8 protein-coding genes are annotated in these 20,402 nt (G+C 64.7%); 5 read left to right on the top strand and 3 right to left on the bottom strand.

Annotated features, from left to right (window positions below; all coding sequences use genetic code 11):
• Positions 1 to 40: 40 nt before the first annotated feature.
• Complete coding sequence (locus ACVJGD_RS37410; RefSeq protein WP_456638896.1) at positions 41 to 1,123, bottom strand: SphA family protein; 1,083 nt, start codon at positions 1,121 to 1,123, stop codon at positions 41 to 43.
• A 788-nt stretch (positions 1,124 to 1,911) separates the two neighbouring features.
• Positions 1,912 to 2,874: a sugar-binding transcriptional regulator gene (locus tag ACVJGD_RS37405; protein WP_456638895.1), complete on the bottom strand. Its 963-nt coding sequence runs from the start codon at positions 2,872 to 2,874 to the stop codon at positions 1,912 to 1,914.
• A gap of 300 nt (positions 2,875 to 3,174) precedes the next feature.
• Here ACVJGD_RS37405 and ACVJGD_RS37400 point away from each other — a divergent pair, with 300 nt between their 5' ends.
• The 5 genes from ACVJGD_RS37400 to ACVJGD_RS37380 all read left to right on the top strand — a co-directional run bounded on the left by ACVJGD_RS37400 (position 3,175) and on the right by ACVJGD_RS37380 (position 8,634).
• Positions 3,175 to 4,449, top strand: coding sequence for an alkaline phosphatase family protein (locus tag ACVJGD_RS37400; protein ID WP_456638894.1), 1,275 nt, complete (start codon positions 3,175 to 3,177; stop codon positions 4,447 to 4,449).
• Positions 4,442 to 5,563: an ABC transporter ATP-binding protein gene (locus tag ACVJGD_RS37395; protein WP_456638893.1), complete on the top strand. Its 1,122-nt coding sequence runs from the start codon at positions 4,442 to 4,444 to the stop codon at positions 5,561 to 5,563. Before ACVJGD_RS37400 ends, ACVJGD_RS37395 begins: the two co-directional genes overlap by 8 nt.
• Positions 5,554 to 6,483: a carbohydrate ABC transporter permease gene (locus ACVJGD_RS37390; protein WP_456638892.1), complete on the top strand. Its 930-nt coding sequence runs from the start codon at positions 5,554 to 5,556 to the stop codon at positions 6,481 to 6,483. The genes ACVJGD_RS37395 and ACVJGD_RS37390 overlap by 10 nt, the downstream gene beginning before the upstream one ends.
• A complete protein-coding gene (locus ACVJGD_RS37385) occupies positions 6,480 to 7,322 on the top strand; it encodes a carbohydrate ABC transporter permease (RefSeq protein ID WP_456638891.1) in 843 nt (280 codons plus the stop codon). Before ACVJGD_RS37390 ends, ACVJGD_RS37385 begins: the two co-directional genes overlap by 4 nt.
• A gap of 118 nt (positions 7,323 to 7,440) precedes the next feature.
• The gene (locus ACVJGD_RS37380; protein WP_456638890.1) at positions 7,441 to 8,634 is read left to right on the top strand and encodes an ABC transporter substrate-binding protein; all 1,194 of its coding nucleotides are present in this window, start codon (positions 7,441 to 7,443) and stop codon (positions 8,632 to 8,634) included.
• A 195-nt stretch (positions 8,635 to 8,829) separates the two neighbouring features.
• Here ACVJGD_RS37380 and ACVJGD_RS37375 read toward each other — a convergent pair whose 3' ends face one another.
• Positions 8,830 to 20,328, bottom strand: a complete 11,499-nt coding sequence (locus ACVJGD_RS37375; RefSeq protein WP_456638889.1) for a filamentous haemagglutinin family protein — start codon at positions 20,326 to 20,328, stop codon at positions 8,830 to 8,832.
• Between the last annotated feature and the right edge of the window lie 74 nt (positions 20,329 to 20,402).

Here is a 20,402-nt window from a genome sequence, read left to right as displayed (position 1 = left end):
CGCTGGCTGACGGCGCGCCGGCGAAGGGCGGGGACCGGCGTTAGTATTTCCTGACTATCGGCCTTGGGGACGTAGGCGGCGTTGGCGCTGCCGGGGAGAGGTTGAAGGTCAGCCAGAGGTTCCAGCCCGCCGGCCGATTTTCGTTGGCAAATTCGCCATAGGCTTTCAGGTTCAGATATCCCTGCATGTCTCCGACCGGGAAAATGTAGCCGACCTGCGGTCCGACGCCGACCACCCGCGACTGGAAGCAGCCGACGCGATCGCCGGAGCCGCTGTCGCAGCCGAGTTGCTGGTAGAGGTAACCCACGAGGCCGACCTGCCACTGCTTGGTCAGGAATTGCGACACGCCCCAGTCGAGGTGCATGTCGACGCCACTCTGATATTGGGTAGCAGGGTTTATGAAGTTGTAGGTGAATCCGAGCACCGCCGAAGCTTCATGCCCGGTCTTTGGATCGAAATAGGTGTAGCCGCCGCCGGCGTCGATCGCCCAGTGCCCGAGCCCCAGATTTGCAAGGCGGGATGACTCGTAGGCCCCGACCGGGACGTCCCCGGTGATGTAGGCCATGTAGTTGTGAACGCCGGCGTTCCACTTCAACTGGAAAATCGGGATCAGATCGCCAAATGCGGTGAGCGAGCTATCGATGCTATCGAACCGCGAGAACGGAAACACGCCGCCTGGCGTCGTCAGCGTTCCTGTGAGCTGTCCCGCCAGTGATGTCGAGTTGTTGCCGTAAAGTCCTAACAGGGTGGCGGAGGCCTGCGCACCCAGCACAGGTGTCTCAAAAACGTAAGTAGGGGCCAGGATGCCCAGATTGGCGGTTGCATTGACCCTGGCGTCCAAGCTGGCCGTCAGATTTGCGGGTATGCGACCGATCGTGATTTCCCGTGCCCGCGCCACGTCTCCGCTGGCGGAAACCTGGGTGCGATAGTAAATCGAAGTTATCGACCAACCCGGCTGTTGGGGGGTAGCCGCAAGGCTGCCAAAGAACCCCGGTATCCAAAAGCTGATGCCCCCTTCATCGGCGTGTGCTGCCTGGTCGGGGAGCACGAGTAAGGCCGCAATTGCTGCAGCGCCGAATCGCCAGACAAGACCGGTCGTCGATACCGATTTCCTGCCCTTCATCTGCCAAATCCCCCTCTCTTCCACGGCTCTCGTCACAGCCGAAGAACGATCCGGCGTGCGAGGGGCCGGGTGATGAGGAGATACTACCACGGCGCGTCTACACGTGATGGGCACTTTCCGTATCTGTGCATCCTTAGCGAGAGACTGTGCTTTCCATGCCACAATTTCCCGAAGCTACATCTGCGGTTTTGCCGATTTCGCATAGCCGCATAGATCGATTCTCGCAAAATCCAACGCAGTGGCTTTCATGCGTTGGATCCATTGGCCTGCGACGTCGTGATGGCTATGAGCGAACACGGCTCGGCACGGGCGCAGCTCAGGCCACATCATTTGATTGCTCATTTGAGGAGGCCAGGATGCCGCTCTCATCACCGATTATCGCGCTTACATCGCAGCTCGTCATGCTAGCGGCCGATCGCCCGCCCAACTTCGATGTAGCCCAGACGTGTAGACTCGATTTAGCCGCCGCATTCGGACGAGATAGCGGCCAGCAGTATAAGAGCTGCGTGCGCGATGAGCAGAACGCGCGCCAGCAGTTGCAGAGCCAATGGTCGACATTTCCTCCGGCGATGCGGACGAGTTGCGCATCGCAGGAGAGCATCGGCGGCACGCCCAGTTATGTCAGTCTCCTGACGTGCCTTCAAATGTCGAATTGGAAGTGATCCTGGCTCGCAGAACACGACTGCATCTTGGTGGTCGTGAAAGACTAGTCGGAGTCACACCTCAACTGCTCGCCACGACGAGTGCGGAGGACGCGACAAGTCGCGCGCTCAATCGGAAGCCAGCATTCATGTTTCCAGCAGCGCACGAGCGACCTGCTCATCAGTAATGAGGACGTGGCAGAGTCCGGCACGGATGCCGGCGCGGATGATGGCCAGCTTCTGCAGGCCACCGGCCGCAAGCACGATCTGAGGGATCTTGAGGAGCTCTTTGAGCGGCGGATTGACGACGCGCGCGGCCAGATCGTGAGCAATCAATCGGCCTTCCGGATCGAGATAGTGCCCGCAGATGTCGCCTACTGCGCCCGCCTTCAGAAGTGATCGCCAGACCTTCCGATCGATAAGACCATATTCCAGCGCTTTCGACGTCTCGGACAAATCGACGGCCGCGAGCAGCGCCATGTTGAGATGGCGCACCATCGCCAGCACCGAGCGCACAGGCTCGCTACTGACAAGTGCGTTCTTTAGCGCGGCGGTGTCGGCGAACATCGGCGCAGTAACGTAATAGCACACCGCGTCCAGCGCCCGTGCCATCATCGCAGCGTTATCGTAGGGGTTGATGCGGGTGCTCTCGGCGAGGCCGCCGCATAAGAGTACGACGCGGTTACCACCGCCGGTCCGGCGCCGCAAATTCTGTGCCGCTGCGTTGATGGTGCCGCCCCAGTTGATGCCGAGCGTGCCGGGCGCCGGCAAGTGCTCCGAGACATAGTGGCCGGCGGCCGCGCCCACGATGGGCCGAGCGTCCCCACCGTCGATGGGCGATGGCACCACGATCGCCCGGCGCAGGCCAAATCTCTCCGCTACGCCGCTTTCCAGCGCGCCGAACGCGCTGACCGCACTGTTGATGGTGATCTGCACGAAGCCGGTGTCGCGAGCCTCGGCAAGGATACGGTTGACGCGCTTGCGCGTGATCTGGAGGTGCTGGGCAATCGCATCCTGGGTTTGCCCCTCCTTGAAATAGTGCCAGCAGATTCGTGCCATGAGCGCAGAATCCGCGCGCTCGTTCTCGTCCTTGTTTGCTTGGTCCAGCACATCCGGCCTCCCTGCTGCACCGATCCATATCGCAATTCATGCGCTGGAACAAATGTGCCGAGCAAGTCACAAAAGTGTCTTCAGTCCTCGATAGAAGCTCGACCAAAGTGCACAGCTCTCCCATGAGCTCGAACGGTGGAACGACATGCAAAGTGGTGAACGGGCGCCTATCGCCGTCTCTTCGGACGTGAACGGAGAGTTCTGCGGGTGGCCAGGGCGGCTGAAAGCTGGTCGCACCGGCGCCCCGCCGCGCAACGACGACATCTTCCCCGTCCCGCTCAACGACATCGAGGCGTGAACATGCGCCGCGCAATCCTTGTCATCCTTGACGGCCTGCGCCGGGACCTCGTCGGCCCCGAGACGACGCCACATCTCTCCGCCTTCGCCGCGCGCGCCGAACAGTTCTCGGCTTACGGCACGGTCTTTCCGTCGTGCACGCGTGTCGTTTCGGCAAGTCTCGCCACCGGCTGCCTGCCCGCACGCCACGGACTCCAGGGCAACACCATGGCTCTCGTCGAGGACGGCCACCTCGTGCGCCACGATGCCGGCCGGCCGGATTTTCTCCAGCACAAGCGGCGTGTCAGCGGACGCAGCCTCGCCGCTCCGACGCTGGCCGAACGTCTGCGTGACCACGGTGGCGCGGTGATCTTCAGCAACGTGTCGCCTGGTGCGGCTTATGCGCACGATCCCGACGGCCACGGACGCATCTATCATCGCGCCGGCTCGTTCGGCCGAGACCGCATCGCGTTATCCGAGGCCGAGCAGCTTCGCGTGACGCTGGACGCGGCTGGCGATCGGGCCATGACCGAGCGCTTCATTGCGGAGGCCGTACTGGCCCCGAGTCCTCCCGCCCTCGCCTTGATGTGGCTCGGCGAACCCGACTCGTCTCAGCACGCGCTGCCGCTGGGCTCTCCCGAACATTTGGCCATTCTCAAGGAAGCCGACCGTAACGCAAAGCACGTCATGGACGCCGTGGCGCGATTGCCGCACGGCGAGGATGTGCTCTTTCTGCTTGGATCCGACCATGGTCATCAGACAGTAAGCGGCGTCGTCCACATCGAGGCGGAGCTGGTCGCCGCGGGCCTCAAGGAAAGTCTCGATTCCGACGACGTGGTGGTGGCCTCCAACGGCACTTCGGCACTGATCTATCTTCACCCGCGCGCCGCTGAGCGCGAGGCGGGGATCGCGAGCTTCCTGTCCGGCCAGGACTGGGCTGGCACCGTCCTGCGCAAGGCCGAGCTGCACCGTGTTGGCCAGTCCGTCGACAACGGACTCGCCTGCGCCGTCGCCATGCGCGCGACCGAAGCTCCCAACGCTTTCGGTGTTGTCGGGACAAGCTTCGCCGCGAAGCGTTCGGAAGGCAAGGAAGACATCATCGGCGCGGGTCAGCACGGTGGGCTCGGCACGGCCGAGCAGTCCCCCTTCCTGATGATCTCGGGTCCGGGCTTCTTGGCCGGAGCGGTGCGCTCCGAAGCAGCCTCGGTCATCGATATCGCACCCACCGTCCTTGCTCATCTGGGGCTGCGCGGCTCCGGCATGGATGGCAATGCGCTGCAGCGAGGCGGCCGTGGCTGAGATCGAGCTGCGCGGCATCGAGAAGCGCTACGGGGAGGTGTCGGTCCTCAAGGGAGTCTCCCTGAAGATCCGGGACGGTGAATTCCTGACCCTGGTGGGGCCGTCCGGCTGCGGCAAGTCCACCATGCTGCGCATCATCGCGGGGCTTGAGGACCAGGATGCGGGCGAAGTGAGCGTCGGCGGCCGGTCCGTGGATGGAGCCCGTCCAAAGGACCGGGATGTCGCCATGGTGTTTCAATCCTACGCCCTGTATCCCCACCTCACTGTATTCGACAACATCGCCCTGCCCTTGCGCACGCGGCGGCTCTCCTTCGCACAGCGCCTGCCGTTCCTGGGGCGGCTCCTGCCGGGACGCACCGGCATCGAAAGGAGCATCCACACGGAGGTGGAGCGGACCGCCGCCATGCTCGACGTGGCCCATCTGCTTCACCGCAAGCCCGGCCAGCTTTCCGGCGGGCAACGCCAGCGCGTCGCCCTCGGCCGCGCCATGGTGCGGCACCCCACCGTTTTTCTGATGGATGAGCCGCTGTCCAATCTCGACGCCAGGCTCCGAGTGCAGATGCGGACAGAAATCACCGCGCTCCACCGCCGGCTCGGCGTGACCTTCGTCTATGTCACGCACGACCAGTCGGAGGCCATGACGATGGCGGACCGCGTGGCCGTGATGATGGGCGGCGAACTGCTCCAGGTCGGCCCTCCGGAAGAGCTCTATCGCGACCCGCGGGATCTCAGAGTGGCCGAGATGATCGGCAGCCCCAAGATCAACGTGGTCGTTCGCGATCATTGGGCGGATGACCGACCGAACCTATCGGCAGCACTTGCGCCGCAGACGAAACACCTCGCATTTCGTCCCGAAGCGGCGGTCCTGACCACCCCAACCGATGGGCTGCCCGGTGGCACGGTGACGAATCTTGAAAATCTCGGCTCCGACATCTTCGTGCATGTGGCGCTCCTTGGCGGCCCCGAAACCGTGGTGATCCGCACTGCCCCCGACGAACCGCGCTTGTCCCTGGGCAGCGCGGTGGCGCTCAAGGTCGATGCCGCGCGGCTGATGCAGTTCGACGACAGCGGCAGACGCTGCAGCAATGTCGAGCGGGTGCCGGCATGGACGTGACGGCCTCGATCCAGTGCCGCAGCCGTCCGGTCGCCCGTCATCGGCATCAGGCGACCGAGGCCGCTGTCGGCTGGCTCGCCGTTTCCCCGGCCTTGATCCTGCTCATCTGCCTGCTCTTTGGCCCAGCCGCGGCGGTGATCCTGTTCTCGTTCACCGACTGGCAATTGGGCGCCACCACCTTCCATTTCATCGGTACCAGGAATTTTGCTGCGTTGTGGGCGGACCCGCCGTTCTGGAAGGCCCTGATCAACACCTGCGTCTATGTGGCGATCGTGGTGCCGGGGACGGTGGGGCTTGGTCTTGTCGTCGCTCTGCTCATCGAGGCTAGCGCCGGCTTGCGCAGCTTCTATCGCGCGGTGCACTTCCTGCCGGTCATGTCCACCATGTCGGCCATGGCCGTGGTGTGGGGCACCATGCTTCATCCCAGCATCGGCCTGGTCAACCGGGCGCTCGCCACGTTCGGCGTGACCGGAATCAATTGGCTGCGGGACGAGCACACGGCACTCCTCGCCCTGGCCCTTATCGGCATTTGGCAGGGCTTTGGCTTCGCCATGGTGCTCTTTGTCTCAGGCCTGAAAGCAGTGCCCCAGCAGCTCTACGATGCGGCCGCGATCGACGGCGCGGATGGCCCCTTTGACCGGCTGCGGATCGTGACTCTCCCCATGTTGGGGCCGGTCACCATGTTCGTCGTCATCCTCACCGCAAGCCGCGCCTTCGAGGTGTTCGACAGTGTGCGCGTGCTCACCCAGGGCGGCCCGAACTACGCCTCCGAGGTCCTGCTGAACCGGCTCTATTCCGAGAGCTTCGACTATCTGCGCACCGGCTACGGCGCAGCCCTCACGGTGGTCTACCTTGCGATCGTGGTCGCTCTCACGCTCGCCCAGGCGCGGCTCATCGAACGCCGGGTGCACTATTCATGAACGCGCATCGCCCTCGCTACCGGCTCGCAGGACGCATCGCACGCCACGCTCTGCTCGTCGCTTCCGCGGCATTTGCATTGCTTCCTTTCGTGTGGATGGTCAGCCTGTCGTTGAAGCCACCGGACGAGATTTTTCAACCCGACTTCCATCTCTGGCCAAAAACCTTCCACGGCGTCGAGAACTATCGCGTTGCGCTGACCGCGGCGCCGATGCGCCGCTTCCTGCTCAATGGCGTCTTCGTCTGCGGGGTCATCTTCACGCTGCAGCTCGTGATCTGCGTGCCATGCGCCTACGCGCTCGCCAAGCTGCGCTTCCGTGGGCGTGACACTTTGTTTTCCGCGGTGCTGGTGGCCCTTCTCGTGCCACCGCAGGCACTGGCCATTCCTCATTTTGTCCTGCTCTACGTCTTCGGGCTGCTCGACACCTACGCGGCTCTCATTCTTCCCTGGATCATCTCGGCCTTCGGCATCTTCCTGCTGCGCCAGTTCTTCCGATCCATCCCCGACGAAATCATCCACGCCGCCCGGCTCGATGGGCTCGGTGAGTTCGAGATCATCTGGCGCATGATGATCCCCATGAGTGCCCCCGCGCTCGCCGCATTCGGCATCTTCTCGGTGGTCGCCCACTGGAACGACTTGTTCTGGCCGCTGATTGCCGTGCGAAGCGAGGAGATCTCGACACCAGCGCTCGGCATCCTCCTGTTCCGCGATGACGAGGCCGGCCAATTCCTCGGCCCGCTCATGGCTGGCGCCACGATCATCGTCGCCCCACTGCTGCTCGCTTTCCTCTTCGCCCAGCGCCGCTTCATCGACGGGCTGACAACCACTGCCATGAAGTGACCAAAGGGAGATTATCATGCTCGACAGATTGCTGGCACGTTCCGTCTTGAGGGTCGCGGGCGCCGCATTCCTGACCGCGCTGGCGGTCGCCCCCGCCCATGCGGAGGTGACGCTCGACGTGCTCTACACCACGCCGGGGACCTTCAATGCTCTTCAGCAGGAGCTGGCCAAGCGCTTCACCGAGACCCATCCCGACATCAAGGTGAAGTTTCGCAATCCGGCGGCCGGATACGAAGAGGCAGCACAGCAGATCCTGCGCGACCAGATCACCGGCCGCCTGCCGGATGTCGCATTCAACGGCATCAACCAGATCGGCTTGTTCGTTGATCGCGGCCTCGGCGTACCGCTTGATGCCTTCGTCGCGTCGGATGGTGGCTTCGACAAACTTGGCTACTACGCCACGCTCGCAGCGCTCGGCCAATGGAAAGGCAAGCTCTACGGTCTGCCTTTCGCGGTCTCAACGCCGGTGCTCTATGTGAACGCCGACCTCGTGAAGAAGGCCGGTCTCGATCCGGCTGCCCTGCCCAAGGTCTGGCCCGAACTCATCGCCGCAGGTCAGAAAATTCAGGCAAGTGCGGGAGCTGGCGTGACCGGATTTTACTACCAATGGGACCAAACCGGAAACTGGCTGCTGCAGTCACTCGTCACCAGCCGCGCTGGGCACATGCTGAAGGCCGACGGCTGCACAATAGCGTTCGGTGACGATGCCGGCATGTGGGCGCTGAAGACCTTGGAGTCTTTTGGCAAGTCAGGAATGCCCAACTTCGGTATCAGCCAGGCGCGTCAGTCATTCGTGGCCGGCAGCGTCGCCATCCTCGTCGACTCCACGTCCTATGTGGCTGCGGCGGACCGCCAGATCGGCAACCGCTTTGCTTTCAGGACTGTCGCGTTTCCGTTGTCAGCACCGGAGGGCAAGCTGCCGGCGGGCGGCAATGTCGCCATGGTCTTCGCCAAAGATGCGGAGCGGCAGAAAGCAGCGTGGGAGTATGTGAAGTTCGTCACCGGCCCGATCGGTCAGACGCTCATGGTGAACTATACCGGTTACATGCCCGGCAACGAGATCGCCGTGAAGTCGCCCGATCTCCTCGGCCCGTTCTATGCCAAGAACCCCAACCACATGACCAGCATTCAACAATTACCGGTGCTGACGGATTGGACATCATTTCCGGGTGAAAACTCCCTGAAGATCATCGAGGTGATCAAGAACCACACCGAAAGCCTGGTGACGGGCAAACGTTCCGCCGAGGAGGTGATGCCTGATCTGGTGCGGGATGTGAATGGCTTCATGCCCAAATGCGATGGTAAGAGCTAGAGCATGATCCGGAAAAGTGGAAACCGGTTTTCCCTAACGCGAAGCGTTTGCGCGGAGATCATGCTCAAACAAAGAGATCAGATCATGATCCGATCCCGTCCAATCGGATCATGATCTAAATGTGCCCGGCAAATCGCGGAGGCGCAACCACCGATACCGGACATTCGCCGGTCGTGGCCGTCCGAGGCGAGAGACTCATTGCACGGCCAGCTTACGCTGTTCGTCCGGCGTAAGCTTTCGCAATTGCTCGCTGGTGAGTTGGCCGACCCCGACATACTGCACCGAACTGGTCGGATCGTAACTTCTCTGACTCTGGCTTCTCCTCCGGTCTTCTTCGACGTTGTCCGGGGTTTCTCCGGTACCGCCCCCAAAGCCGAGAAACTCGACGACGATGATCGAGGACTGGTCCGAGTTCGCGGCTTGCGCCGGCAAACCGGATTGTTGCGTTGCCGCCGCCGTGTTGGAAGCTGCCGTCAGCGCACCGGTGTCGGTCGTGTTGGTCGGCACCCCGATCGACGTGCCGCTCACCTGGATGTTGTCGGTGCCACGGATTTCGAGCGCCGCAATCACGAGATTGCCCGAGACGCGAATGCCGGCATCGCCTGCATCCACCCGGCCGCGCGGGGCGACCAGACTGACGTCGCCCCGCTCCTGAGCGGCGCTTGTGATCAGCGTGCCGATGCCGCTGCCGGTGGCTTCGCCCGTGAATTCGGTCCTGAAGGTTCCGCTTGCGGGATCGAAGATGATGCGTGGCGGCGGCGCGAGCAGCGCCGTCTTGGCGCCCTTGCCGGCATCGATATCGCCGTTCGACGACCAGATCAGGATATCGCCGCCGCCGAGCGTGAAGACGCGCGACGAGTTCACCGTCATGCTGCCTTCGAGGAAGATCCTGATGTCACCGCCGCGCACACTGGTGATGCCGAGCCGATCGGGCGTCTTCGGCTGGATCACCCTGCCCAACCCGTCGAGCAGGCTCTGTCGCGACGGCACCGCCTGTCCGGCATCGATGCGCCCACCCGGCGCAAGAATGTCGATGCCGCCGCCCTGCATGGTCTTCACCTGGCTGTAGATCATCGACAGGTCGCCGGCATAGCTGCCTTTGGCAGCCGGGAACATGGCAGCGATCGCATCGTAGCCGGCGTTATAGTTTTTCGAGATGGCGCCCTCCGCGCCGACGGTGGCGAGCTCCTCATAGAACATGGTGCGGATGAAAGCGCTGCGTCGGCTTTCCGGCAAAGCCTGGAAGGCTGTCCAGGCATCCGCCTCGGTGAGATCGGCATGGCCGGACTCGTCGCGCATGTACGCGACCAGTCTATCGGCGTAATGGCGCACAGGGACTCCGCGGGACGCCGGATCCAGATAGGCGGCCGCGAACGCCTTGTAGTCCGGTCCTTGCTGGCCCGCGCCGATGGTCAGCACAACACTTGCGCCTTGATCGGCCGGCAGATGTGGATTGAGCTGGTTGCCGACCGTTTCTATGCCGTCGGCCGAGAACAGGTTGAGATCGCGTCCCGCGATGACGTCGAGCAAGCCCGGTCCGCCAAGCTTGATCATGGTGCCTGCATTGTGACCTGCGGTCGCATCGACCAGGACTCCGCCGGTGGTGACCTCGGCACGGCGACCGATGTCGCGGCCAGCCCTGATCGTCGTCACCTGATCGGACCGCAGGTTCTGGCCGACGAAGCTCAGATCGACGATGTCGAGTCCGGCCTGGATCGAGGCCGGTTTCGCCGAAAAGAAGGTCGGCCCGAACAGGATGCTGCCGTCGCGGGCATAGATGCGAACAGGGTCCGTGTCATCGGCACGGAAGAGATTGCGGTCATGCGTCAGCGAAAGGTCGGATCCGGGGATCCCCTGGCGCGGATTCAGCAGTTGCGTCGTGTAGAACAGCACGTCGCGATAGAAGATCGAGCCTGGCCTGAACGGGTTTGCGACAAGATTGGGATCGGCGTCGGAAACACTGAAGTTGTTTTTCACGCGTTGCAGGTCGACGGTCTCGGCCGCGAGCAGCGTGAGGTTACCGTTGCGCGTCGGCATCAGGGTCAGACCGCCGCCTTCGACCTGCGTCAGTCCGTAGTCCCACGGCGCGCCCACCGAGATGCTGCCGTCGAAGGCGATCGCATCGAGCGTGCCGGGATAGAGGGTGAAGGCAAGGCCCCAATAAAGCTTGTGATTGGCGGTATTCGCGGGATCCTTTCTGCCCTGGCTCGGATCGCCCAGCCCGACCAGCGTATCCTTCATGTTGGCATCCATCTCCTGCATGGTCGACAGGCGGATATTGCCGGCATTGGACGTGATCGCGACCGCGCTTCTCTCGGTGTAGGTCGAAAAATAGATACCTTCCGGCAGATCATAACTTGAGCTCGCACCGTTCGTCGTGCCGAGCAGCGTCGGGTTGAAGACGGCGCCGATATTGATGTCGCCGCGGGCCGTGATCGCAATCTTGGCGTCGGCCAGCGCCAGCACATTGTCGAAATGCGCGCCGCTCGGCAGGGTGACCGATCCCATTGCGCCTCCGACATCGAGCGTCCCGACGCCACGGCCGACATAGAAGATGCCGGCGGTGACGTCGCTGCCGGTGCTGACGTTGAGATCGCCGCCGCCGTAGGTGAGCAGGGTTGCATTGATGGGCGTTGTGGCGGGCGCCAGCGTCGCCCCATTGCCGGCTGCGAGCCAGCCGCTGTGCGGCACGGCGAGCGTCATGTTGTCCATGCGGCCACCGGCTGTCACGCTGAGGTCGCCACCGCCCAATGCGCCGACGCCCTGCTTGAACTTGCCGTAGTCGACCGCCCAGGCCGTATTGAGGACCTGGCCCGGCCGCGACGCCCCCGAACCGGCTACGGCGAAATTCACCCCATCCGCGGCCATCTGCCCTTGGCGCATCAGCCAATCGGCGATGAACTGGCTTCCGGTCGCGCGTCCGACTGACGAGCACGCGCCATTGCGGCCGTTACACTGCCAGGTGACGACACGCGAGACGCCCGCGACGTCTTCGCCAGCGGTCAGGCGCGCGTCGCCACCCCCCTCTGCGTAGGTCACCAGCGGCTTATAATTTTGCTTCCCGGACGCGAGCGTGTCGGTCGAGAAATAAACCGCACCTGGGCCAGCGACCCTGCCGGCGGTGTAAATCACGGCGGCGGGGCGATTATAGTCGGTGAAATTGCCGAGAACCTTCCAGCCGGTATATTCGGGTCGGAGCCGGCCGGTGACGAAATCAATGGCTTTGTCGAGCTCGATGCTCCTTGAGGTATCCGTCCCGTTGTAGATCAGCATCTTCTTGCCGGAGGTGAAGACGATGTCTCGACCTGCGGCGATATCGATGTCGCCGGTGCCGGTGCGGATGATCACGTCGGTCGCGAGCACCACGTTGCCGGAATTGGCCGGCAGGTCGAACGACGATCGCAAGGCCAAGGGATCGGCCGAACTGGTATCGGCGCCGCCAACAAGCCGATAGGACCAGCTGTCGTCCGCCCTGAGCGTGCCGCGGATAGTCGGCTGATAGTCCGAAACCACCCCGTTGATAACGCCGCCGGGCACCCAGCCGAAGCCATCGAAGCCGTCGTTGATGGTCTTGTCAATCTTAAGGTCACCGGCAGCGCGCAGCGTCAGTGCGCCCACCTCGCCACCCGGGCGCTTGCCTGCAAGGTCGAGATCCTCGGCAACTGTCATGTCGCCCGAGGAACGCATCTCGATTCCGGAGACAAGATGGAAGCCGCTGTCGCCGCTGCGGCCGAGACGGGCCAGGATGGCGCTCTTCTCGGCACCCATGAAAGCCTCGGCGTCGGCGAGCGCGGCGTTGAGCCTCGCTGCGTCGAGCCGACTCACGCCGTCATAGGTCCAAACCGCCTCGGCATCGACGCGCTCGGCGCCGATGAAGGTCGCAGACGCTTCGGCCAGACGGAAGCCGGAAGTCGCGCTGTCGCGCCCGGCGCGCAGATGAATGCGGCCCTCCCGCGTCGCTCCGGTGACGTCGATGATCCCCCCGGCATTCAGCGCCAGCGTGCCGGAGCCAGCGACGAAGTCGACACGGCCCCCGCGTCCCTCGCTGCCGCGGGCGATGATAGTTGCGCCTTCACGCATCACCAGGCTTTGCGCTGCGACGAGCCGGACGATGCCGCCCTTTGCGCCGCTCGCATCGATCACTGTGCCCGGTGCGATGATGATGCTGCCGGCGTCGGCCGTGACGCTGAGAGCACCGCTGCGTGTTGTGCCATCGAGCATGAGGTCGCCCGATCGGACACGGAATGTGCGGCTGTCGGCAAAGCCGCCGGTATTAAGCGTGGCGTTGAGCGCGCCAAAGTTCGGGACGGTACTTGCATCAAGCGCGAAGCTGCCACCGGCGATGCTGCCGGCCAGGTTCAGGACGCCGCTCGGTACCTGCACGCCGAGCGTGCCCGCCTCGCCGCCGGCGACACCAGCGGAAAGGTCGATCATGGCACCGGCATGCACGTCAATATTGCCGGTGCGGGCGACCAACGTCACATCGCCGGCGGGAACCACGCGCGTCTGATCAAAGAAGGTGCTGGCACGACCCGCCGTCACCAGGCGCGCGGTGCCGCCGATGATCAGCGAGTTCGTCGCATCGAGCGTGAGCTCGCCAGACGGCAGATCGACAACGCCTCCGATATCGAGATTGCGTCCGGCGAGCGTCAGCGAGGCGCCGAAGTCGCCGCTGTTCGGCACCACCGTCCCTGCACTCGCGAACATGGAGAGGTCACCCGTCGCGGTCAGGCGCTGGGTGGCGCCGCTGCTGCCCTTGATCCATCCGACGGCGAGCACCACGTTGCTCGCGGCGCCGGCAGTTCCGACCGTCAGTTCGCCCGTGCCGGCGAAGGTCAGATCGCGTTTGGCGGCGAAGGTGACCGTGCTGAAGCCACGAATGTGGTTTGCGCCGTGGTCGACGACAATCGAGCCGCCCCTGATGGTCAACTCGCCGCTTGCCGACGGATCGTCGCCGACGACGATGCCGTTGCTGTTGCGTAGCGTCAGAAGTTTCGCCTGCACGGTCGCATTGCCGGTCCCGCGATGCATCAGCACGCCATCGAGCACGAGATCGCCGAGCAATGGTCGGCCAGCGCCGTCGGTCCTGCCGACCGTCGGTGCGCCATGGAAGTTGATGGTGCTGTAACTGCGCAGGATGAGACGCCTGGCGTCGCCAAGACGAGAAAGCGCCGCATTGTCGAGGACGAGGCCGCCAGTGCCGACCGGTACGGCGCCGAAACCGATCCGGCTCGAGGCGATCTCGAGCGACGGCGTATCCAGACGAGCGCCCGCACCGATCACGGTATCGGCGGTCGCATCGATCACGAGCGTGCTGCCGGCTTCGAGCACCGCGCCATCGCCGACCGTCACCCGTCCCGGCTCGATGCCATCAGCGCCGGCGAGCCGGTCGGCACGATCGAGCCGGGTGCCTGGCGCGTTAGAGACGATGAGCGCCGCACCATCGCCGCTGCCAGTCGGCCCGCCCGCTGTCGGCTGCATGCCGATGACGATCCGGTCCGAAGCATCGCCGGTAACCGCACCCTCGGCGCGAATAACGGCGCCCGAAGCCACCACGATCTCGCCGCCGGCCGGATCGCCGACGCTTCCCCTGGCGACGACCAGCACCTCCGGCCCGACGATCGCCGAAGCGTCGTCGTTGGCGATCAACACGCGTCCGGAGCGCGCATCGATGGTGGTCTTGCTGGTCTGCGTGAGCCGTGTGCCGCCGAGCAAGAGGCTGTCGGCACCGAGACGCGAGAGCGAGGTACCATCGATCGTCAGCGCATACCCGTCCACTGGACCTTGCCCGGCCCGCACGACTGCAATCGATTGAGCGACGATATCGGCAAGGCCACCGCGCCCACCCGTCGCGGCGTCGAAGCGCGCCGTGCCGTCGAGCACCAGCGACGACGACGCGTTGAACACCACATGCCCGGCATCGGTCGGCAGCCGCGGCGCCAGCCCGCCCACCTTCGCGGCCGCAGCGGCAAAGAACGTGGTCGCCCTGTGTTCGACGTATTGACTGTAGCTCCGCACGGTCTCGCCCGGCATCACACGGAAGAGCGAGGTACGCGCATCGCGGGTTGCACCTCCATCGCCGGCACGATAGCCGCCGGCGAGGTAGGAACCGTCAGGCATGGCGTAAGCGCCGAGGCGCACATCGCTCGTCGTGTTCTGAAGGGTGACGCGGAAGGCACCGGGGAGCATGGCATAGGCGCCCGGCAGCAGCGTGTAATAGCCATCAGCAAGGCCCGGCACACCGGCAAGCCAGACGCTATCGCCAGCCGCGAGCGGTACGTTTCGTCCCGCGTCCGGGTCAACCGGCGCAGCGACGCCGCGATAGCCCGGCAACACCGCGAAGACCGGCGCACCCGGGAGGCTTTCCAGGATGTTGTGCGAGCCACCGTTGCCCGGAATGAACTCGGTACCGACGAGATCGCCGCCACCAGAAACATCGATCTGTGCGCCCGCGGCAAAATCAACCTTGGCGCCGCTCAGCGTCAGCCGCTTGGCCGGCGGCGCGACGATCGAATTGTCGCTCAGCTGGAAAGGCAGCCCCTGTCCCGCGAAAAACTTCCAGGTCTCGCCGTTCTCGACGATGCCGTAAGGCAGCAGCAAGCCATCGCCGGAGACCGAAGTGACGCTGCCCGCCGCGAGCGTCACGGTGCCTGCCGCGCCGGCGTCGAGCGTGATCTGGCCGAACGGCGCACGCAGTACGCCCGCCTGTTCGATCTGGGCCGCCTTGACCGTCAGCACGCCACCGGCCGAGAACGGCAGCGCAGGCTCGGCGGCCGCGTTGGCGCGGCTGAAGCGAATCGATCCGTCCGGTCCGCTTGCTTCAAGCGCATATCGCGCCGCCATCGTGGGATAGATTTGCGTGGCCGAAAGATCGAGCTCACCGACGATGCGCAGCGCACCGGTGGGAAGTGTTCCGGTGGCCTGTTGGAGCCGTCCGCTGACTTCGACCATGACCGGCTGGCCGTTCTCGTCGAAGAGCGGTGCCTGGTATGTCGCGACGCCCGCGAGACGCAGATCGCCGCTGCTTTGAACGCTTGCTCTGCCGAAGCCCTGCAGATGCAGATTGCCGGCAAGATCAATCAAAGCGCCTGACAGCTCGAACGCGCCGGTGCCGCCCGACGCTGCCGCCATGTTGCCCTGGCGGCTGATCCCCAGATTGCCGACGGTGAGATAGGGTGCGCTCAGCCGCACAACCGGCTCCGGAGCCTCAGCGGTGGCAACCGCGCGCATGATGCGCGAGTCGATCGTCAGCGCACGCCGCGCGCCGAGTGTCACATCTCCATCGAAGTTGATGGCAGCGTCCGCGGACACGGTGATGCGATCGAAGTCTGCTTCACTGAGCGCATCGGCCGCGACATAGAGCTTGGCAAGCGATGTACCAGGCACGGCGCCCGGCGCTAGATTGGCCGGCAGCCGCGTTCCGGACTGCCGCAGGACGATTTCAGTCGACAGCGAGTCAGCCGGACCAGCGGGATTCTTGAAATTGCTGACAACCGAGATCGAACCGCCGGCGGCAAGCGAATGCGACCGCTCCGCGCGATACGAGCCTTCCAGATAGCCGCCATCATGGGCAGAGATCGTGATGCTGCCCGCATTGCTCCAGACCGCAGTCGGCGTCGTGCCGAAGCGCGCCGTGCGAAGGAGGTTGACGCCGGCTCCTGATGTCACTGGAAGGTCGAGAACCCCGGATGCGCCCGACACGTCGATCAGCGAGCCAGCCTCGGTCACCACATAGCCGTTCCATGACGCGTCGAGCACGACGGAGCCGCCGTCGAGCACCGCGCCGGTACGCAGGCCGAAGGCATTCGGGTTCAACGCCGTCGTGCCTTGCGCCAGCAGACGCGCGTCGGAGGTCAGCCACACCGCGCGGTCGGGCGCGAACACTAGGCCGGGGGCAGCGGCCGCGGTCTCGGATATGGCGAGACGAATCGTGCCGCCAGGCGCGATGATCGTGCCGCCGACCTCGACGCGGCCAGCGGCGCTGAGCGATACCGAGCCGCCGGCATCGACCGCGATCTCGCTGTCGGTGCCCATCAGGAGCGTACCGATCGCGCCCGTTTTGGTGATTGCATAAAGGCCGACCGTAAGAAGCGCCTGGCTGGCTTCGAGATCGAGGCTGACGGCGTGTCTGACCTCCGCCGGCTGAACGACGATGTGGCCAAGATCGGCGAGCGCCGTGGACATGGCGAACGAGCGCGGGTCGCCAGTGATCAGCCGCGTCGATGCGACCGGCGCAAGACTCGTGCCGGCCTCGATCGTCAGTTGCGTCAGGCCATTGAGCGCGTACCGCGTAAACCCGCCCTCCGCGAAGAAGTTCGGCGCCAGGTTCACGGGCGGCATGACGGCTATGGCCTGTTCGAAGACCGTTCCTTTGGGAACGATCGTTCCGGCCGATACGACCACGTCGTTGGGCGCAACACTGCCGGGAAGCGCCTGCAGCAAGACCGGCGATGTCAGCGGAATGCCATTAGGAAAGGCATCGGCCGCAACGACAAATCCTGCTGGAATGGAATAGGCCCAGTACGTGAGCCGTGTCCCGGCTGGAACCGTACTGCCACTATAGAAATACTGGCCGCCTGCCCTCACATAGGACACGCCATTCGGCACCTTCCAATCCGCATGCACCAGCAGCGGTTCGGCATCCGATAATCTCGGATAGGCAAGCGCAAGGACCGTTTCTCCCGATGATGCGAGCGATGCCGTGTATGCGAACGGCAATGGAACGCGCGAACCGGCCCTGAATGCGACATCGGATCTCAGCCGCAGTTCCTTCGGCGCAGACATGCCCGCGCCCAGCGTGCCATCGGGCAACAGCGGTGCATTGCTGATGTAGATGTCGTTGGAGGTGACGCTTAAGGTGCCGCCCCGGCCTGCGATGGTCTCCGTCGCCAGCGCGTGGCCGCGCAGCTCGGCGCCGAATGTCAGCCTGTCGGTGGCAATGGTGATCGTGCCGCCATCGCCGAGGGTGAGCTTGCCCTTCGCGTCGAGATAGCCGCCGCCGGAGACGTCGATCACGCTGCCGGTTTCGAGCTCTATCGATCCCTGCACGGTGCGCACACCGGTCTCTTCCGGTTCGCCGGCAACAAGCGAAATGCTGCCGCCGTTGCGGGCTGCGGCAGTCGCGAAAGGCAAGCGGAAGTCGTTGGTCCAGCGTCCCGCCGTGTCGAGAATAGCCTCGCGGCTCAACCGGATGGTCTGCTGATCCGCCGCGCCAAGCGAGGTGTAGGTGTAGGCGGTGGCAAGCGTGATGCTGCCGCCGGCTATCGCGATGCGGCCATTCACGTCGATGGCGCCAGCGGTGACTTTCACACCGCCGCCATCTCTGAGCTCGATGTCGGTATCGGCCGCCACCGTCACCTTGTCGTTGGCGTAGACCTCAAGCCGACCGACGCCGCCCTCCTTGAGACGATCCGCCGACACGGTGGTCACGAAATCGTCCGCAAGCTCCGTGCCGACGTTGAAGCCTTCTGTCAGCCTCGCGATCTCGTTCTGCAGGATCGCACCGGCCAGGCGGTAATTGGTAAGTCGATTATTGTCCTCAACGGCGCCTGCGTCGCCGAGCACAAGCTTGCCGCCGACCGGCGCCGGTTCGCCGGCCTTGGGCCGTGTGCCGGGGTCGACATAGGCGGCGACCATGCCGTCGAGCACCACCCGCGGGGCGTTCAGACTGACCGTGCCGGCCGCCTGCCCCTCGGTCGCGGCGGTCTCCCAATGTCCTCCCGACAGCAGCGGCGAGGTCCAGATCTCGCGCGCATTCCAGCGCGCATGGTCGCGAATGAACTGGCCGGCCAGGCCATCATAGGTCTGCCCCCATTGCGCATCGCCGATGCTGACGCGCCGGCCGTTCGACAGCAGGCTGGAGACCCGCCCGTATCCCGCGCTGTAATCCAGCGTGCCGCCACTGACGTTAAGGGTGGCGCCGTCCCGCACCACGATGTCGCCGTGGCCCGCCAGGGTGATGGCGCCACCGCGCGAGGTCAGCTCGCCAATGCCACGGCGCACCAGGCCGATATAGCCGGAGGCGTCGAACAGCGGCGAGCCGTACCAGACCCCCGGCTCGCCGGCGAACCACTCGACGTCCTGCATCAGCGGATCGCTGAAGCGGCCGGTCTTGCGGACGTCGATCCAGACCTTCTGACCGTACAGCGGCGAGTGGCGCAGCAGCGGATTGTCGCGCAGCTCGTGGCCACGCAGCTCCACCTCGATGAAATTGCGCTCGACCGGGATCATGACGCCGCGCGTGCCCGAGACGTCGATCACGGCCTCGGCGTCGATATAGATCCGGCTCCGGTCCGGCCTGTTGGCGAGCACGACATCGTTCGGATTCTCTCGCGCGGTAGCACTGACTTCGCCGCCGGAGGCGAGCACCGTGGCGCCGCTCTGGATGTCGATGAGGTTGCCATAGAGCGACACTGTCGACGGGTTGAGCAGCGAGCGCCCGGCCACCGTGGTCGCATCGGCGAGATCCGGCATGACATCGATCAGGGCGCCCTCGCCGATCGTCAGCGTGCCGCTGTGCTGGAACGGCCGGCGCGGTTCCGGGTTGCCGGGAGCCACCGGATCGTAAGCGGTGTCGGAGCGCGCCTGCAGGGTGATCGAGCCGTTCGCCAACACGCTGGTTGTGGCGCCGAGCCGGCCGCCGGCGAAGACATCCTTGGCGGCAAGCGTCACATTGCCATGCTCGGCGAGGATGTCGCCGCGATTGACCGCAGCGCCCTCGCCATCCACCTCGACGAGATAGCCGCGCAGCGCGGCATCGGTGCTGGCCTTGAGATGCACGGCATCGCCCGCGGCCAAGAGCGTCTGGCCGTCCGGCGTACGGATCGTGCCGGCGTTCTCGACCGTGCCGCCGAGCAGCAGCACTTGCCCCTGGGTGCCCGCCTCGATGCGCGCACCAGCCTCCACCTTGACCGCGCCTGCCGTGACGCCCGGAGCTGCGGCGAAGCTCGCCTCGATCTCCCAGCGTGGCGTCACGATGCCGCTCAGGAATTTCGCATCCGGCGTGTCGAGCGCGCTGGCCGTCAGGCTCGCGACATTCACCTGGCTCGTGCCGGTGAAGATGATGCCGTTGCGATTGATGATGTAGACCTGCCCATCGGCCTTGATCTGGCCCGCGATGCGCGAGGGGCTTGCCGTGGGATCAAGCACGCGGTTGAGCGTGACCCACGACGCATTGCCCTGCTGATCGAAATTGACCGTGGTCTCCCGACCGACATTGAAGGTCTGCCAATTGAGGAGCGCCTTCTGCTGGGTCTGCCGGATATCGACCTGGGTGCGGCCATTCACCTGGGCTTGCGTCGGCAATTGTGCGCCCTGCCACAGACTGGAGCCGGGCACGGCGCCCGGCGCGACCTGCAGCCCGCCCGCCGTCAGTCCATCGGGGATGCTGCCCGAGGCCTGCTGGGCCGCGCTGCGCGCAGCGGTCTGCGCCGCCTGCATGGCCTGGATCGCTTGCGTTGCACGCGTCAGTGAATCCTGCGCCTGTCGCGCTGCTTTTGCTGCGTCCTGCGCGGCCGTTTGTGCCGATGCTACGGCCGCAGCGGAGGGCGACGGTGCCGAGCTACCCAGCGGGCGCGCCACAACCTCGGGGTTCGCTATGAAAAGCGCCACCACGCTGACGCCCGCGAACAAAGTGGCATAGCGGACGTTTCGGTGGATCGGGATCGAGTGGGCAATGGCGGCGCGGCGGGGCATATGCAGGCTCTCTATGAAACTGGATCGAGCGGCATCCCTCCGGCGCCGCCCGGTCGTCGGATATCCCGACCGCC

The sequence above is a fragment of the Bradyrhizobium sp. USDA 10063 genome (assembly GCF_054063735.1).
This window is presented reverse-complemented; position numbering and strand designations above follow the sequence as displayed.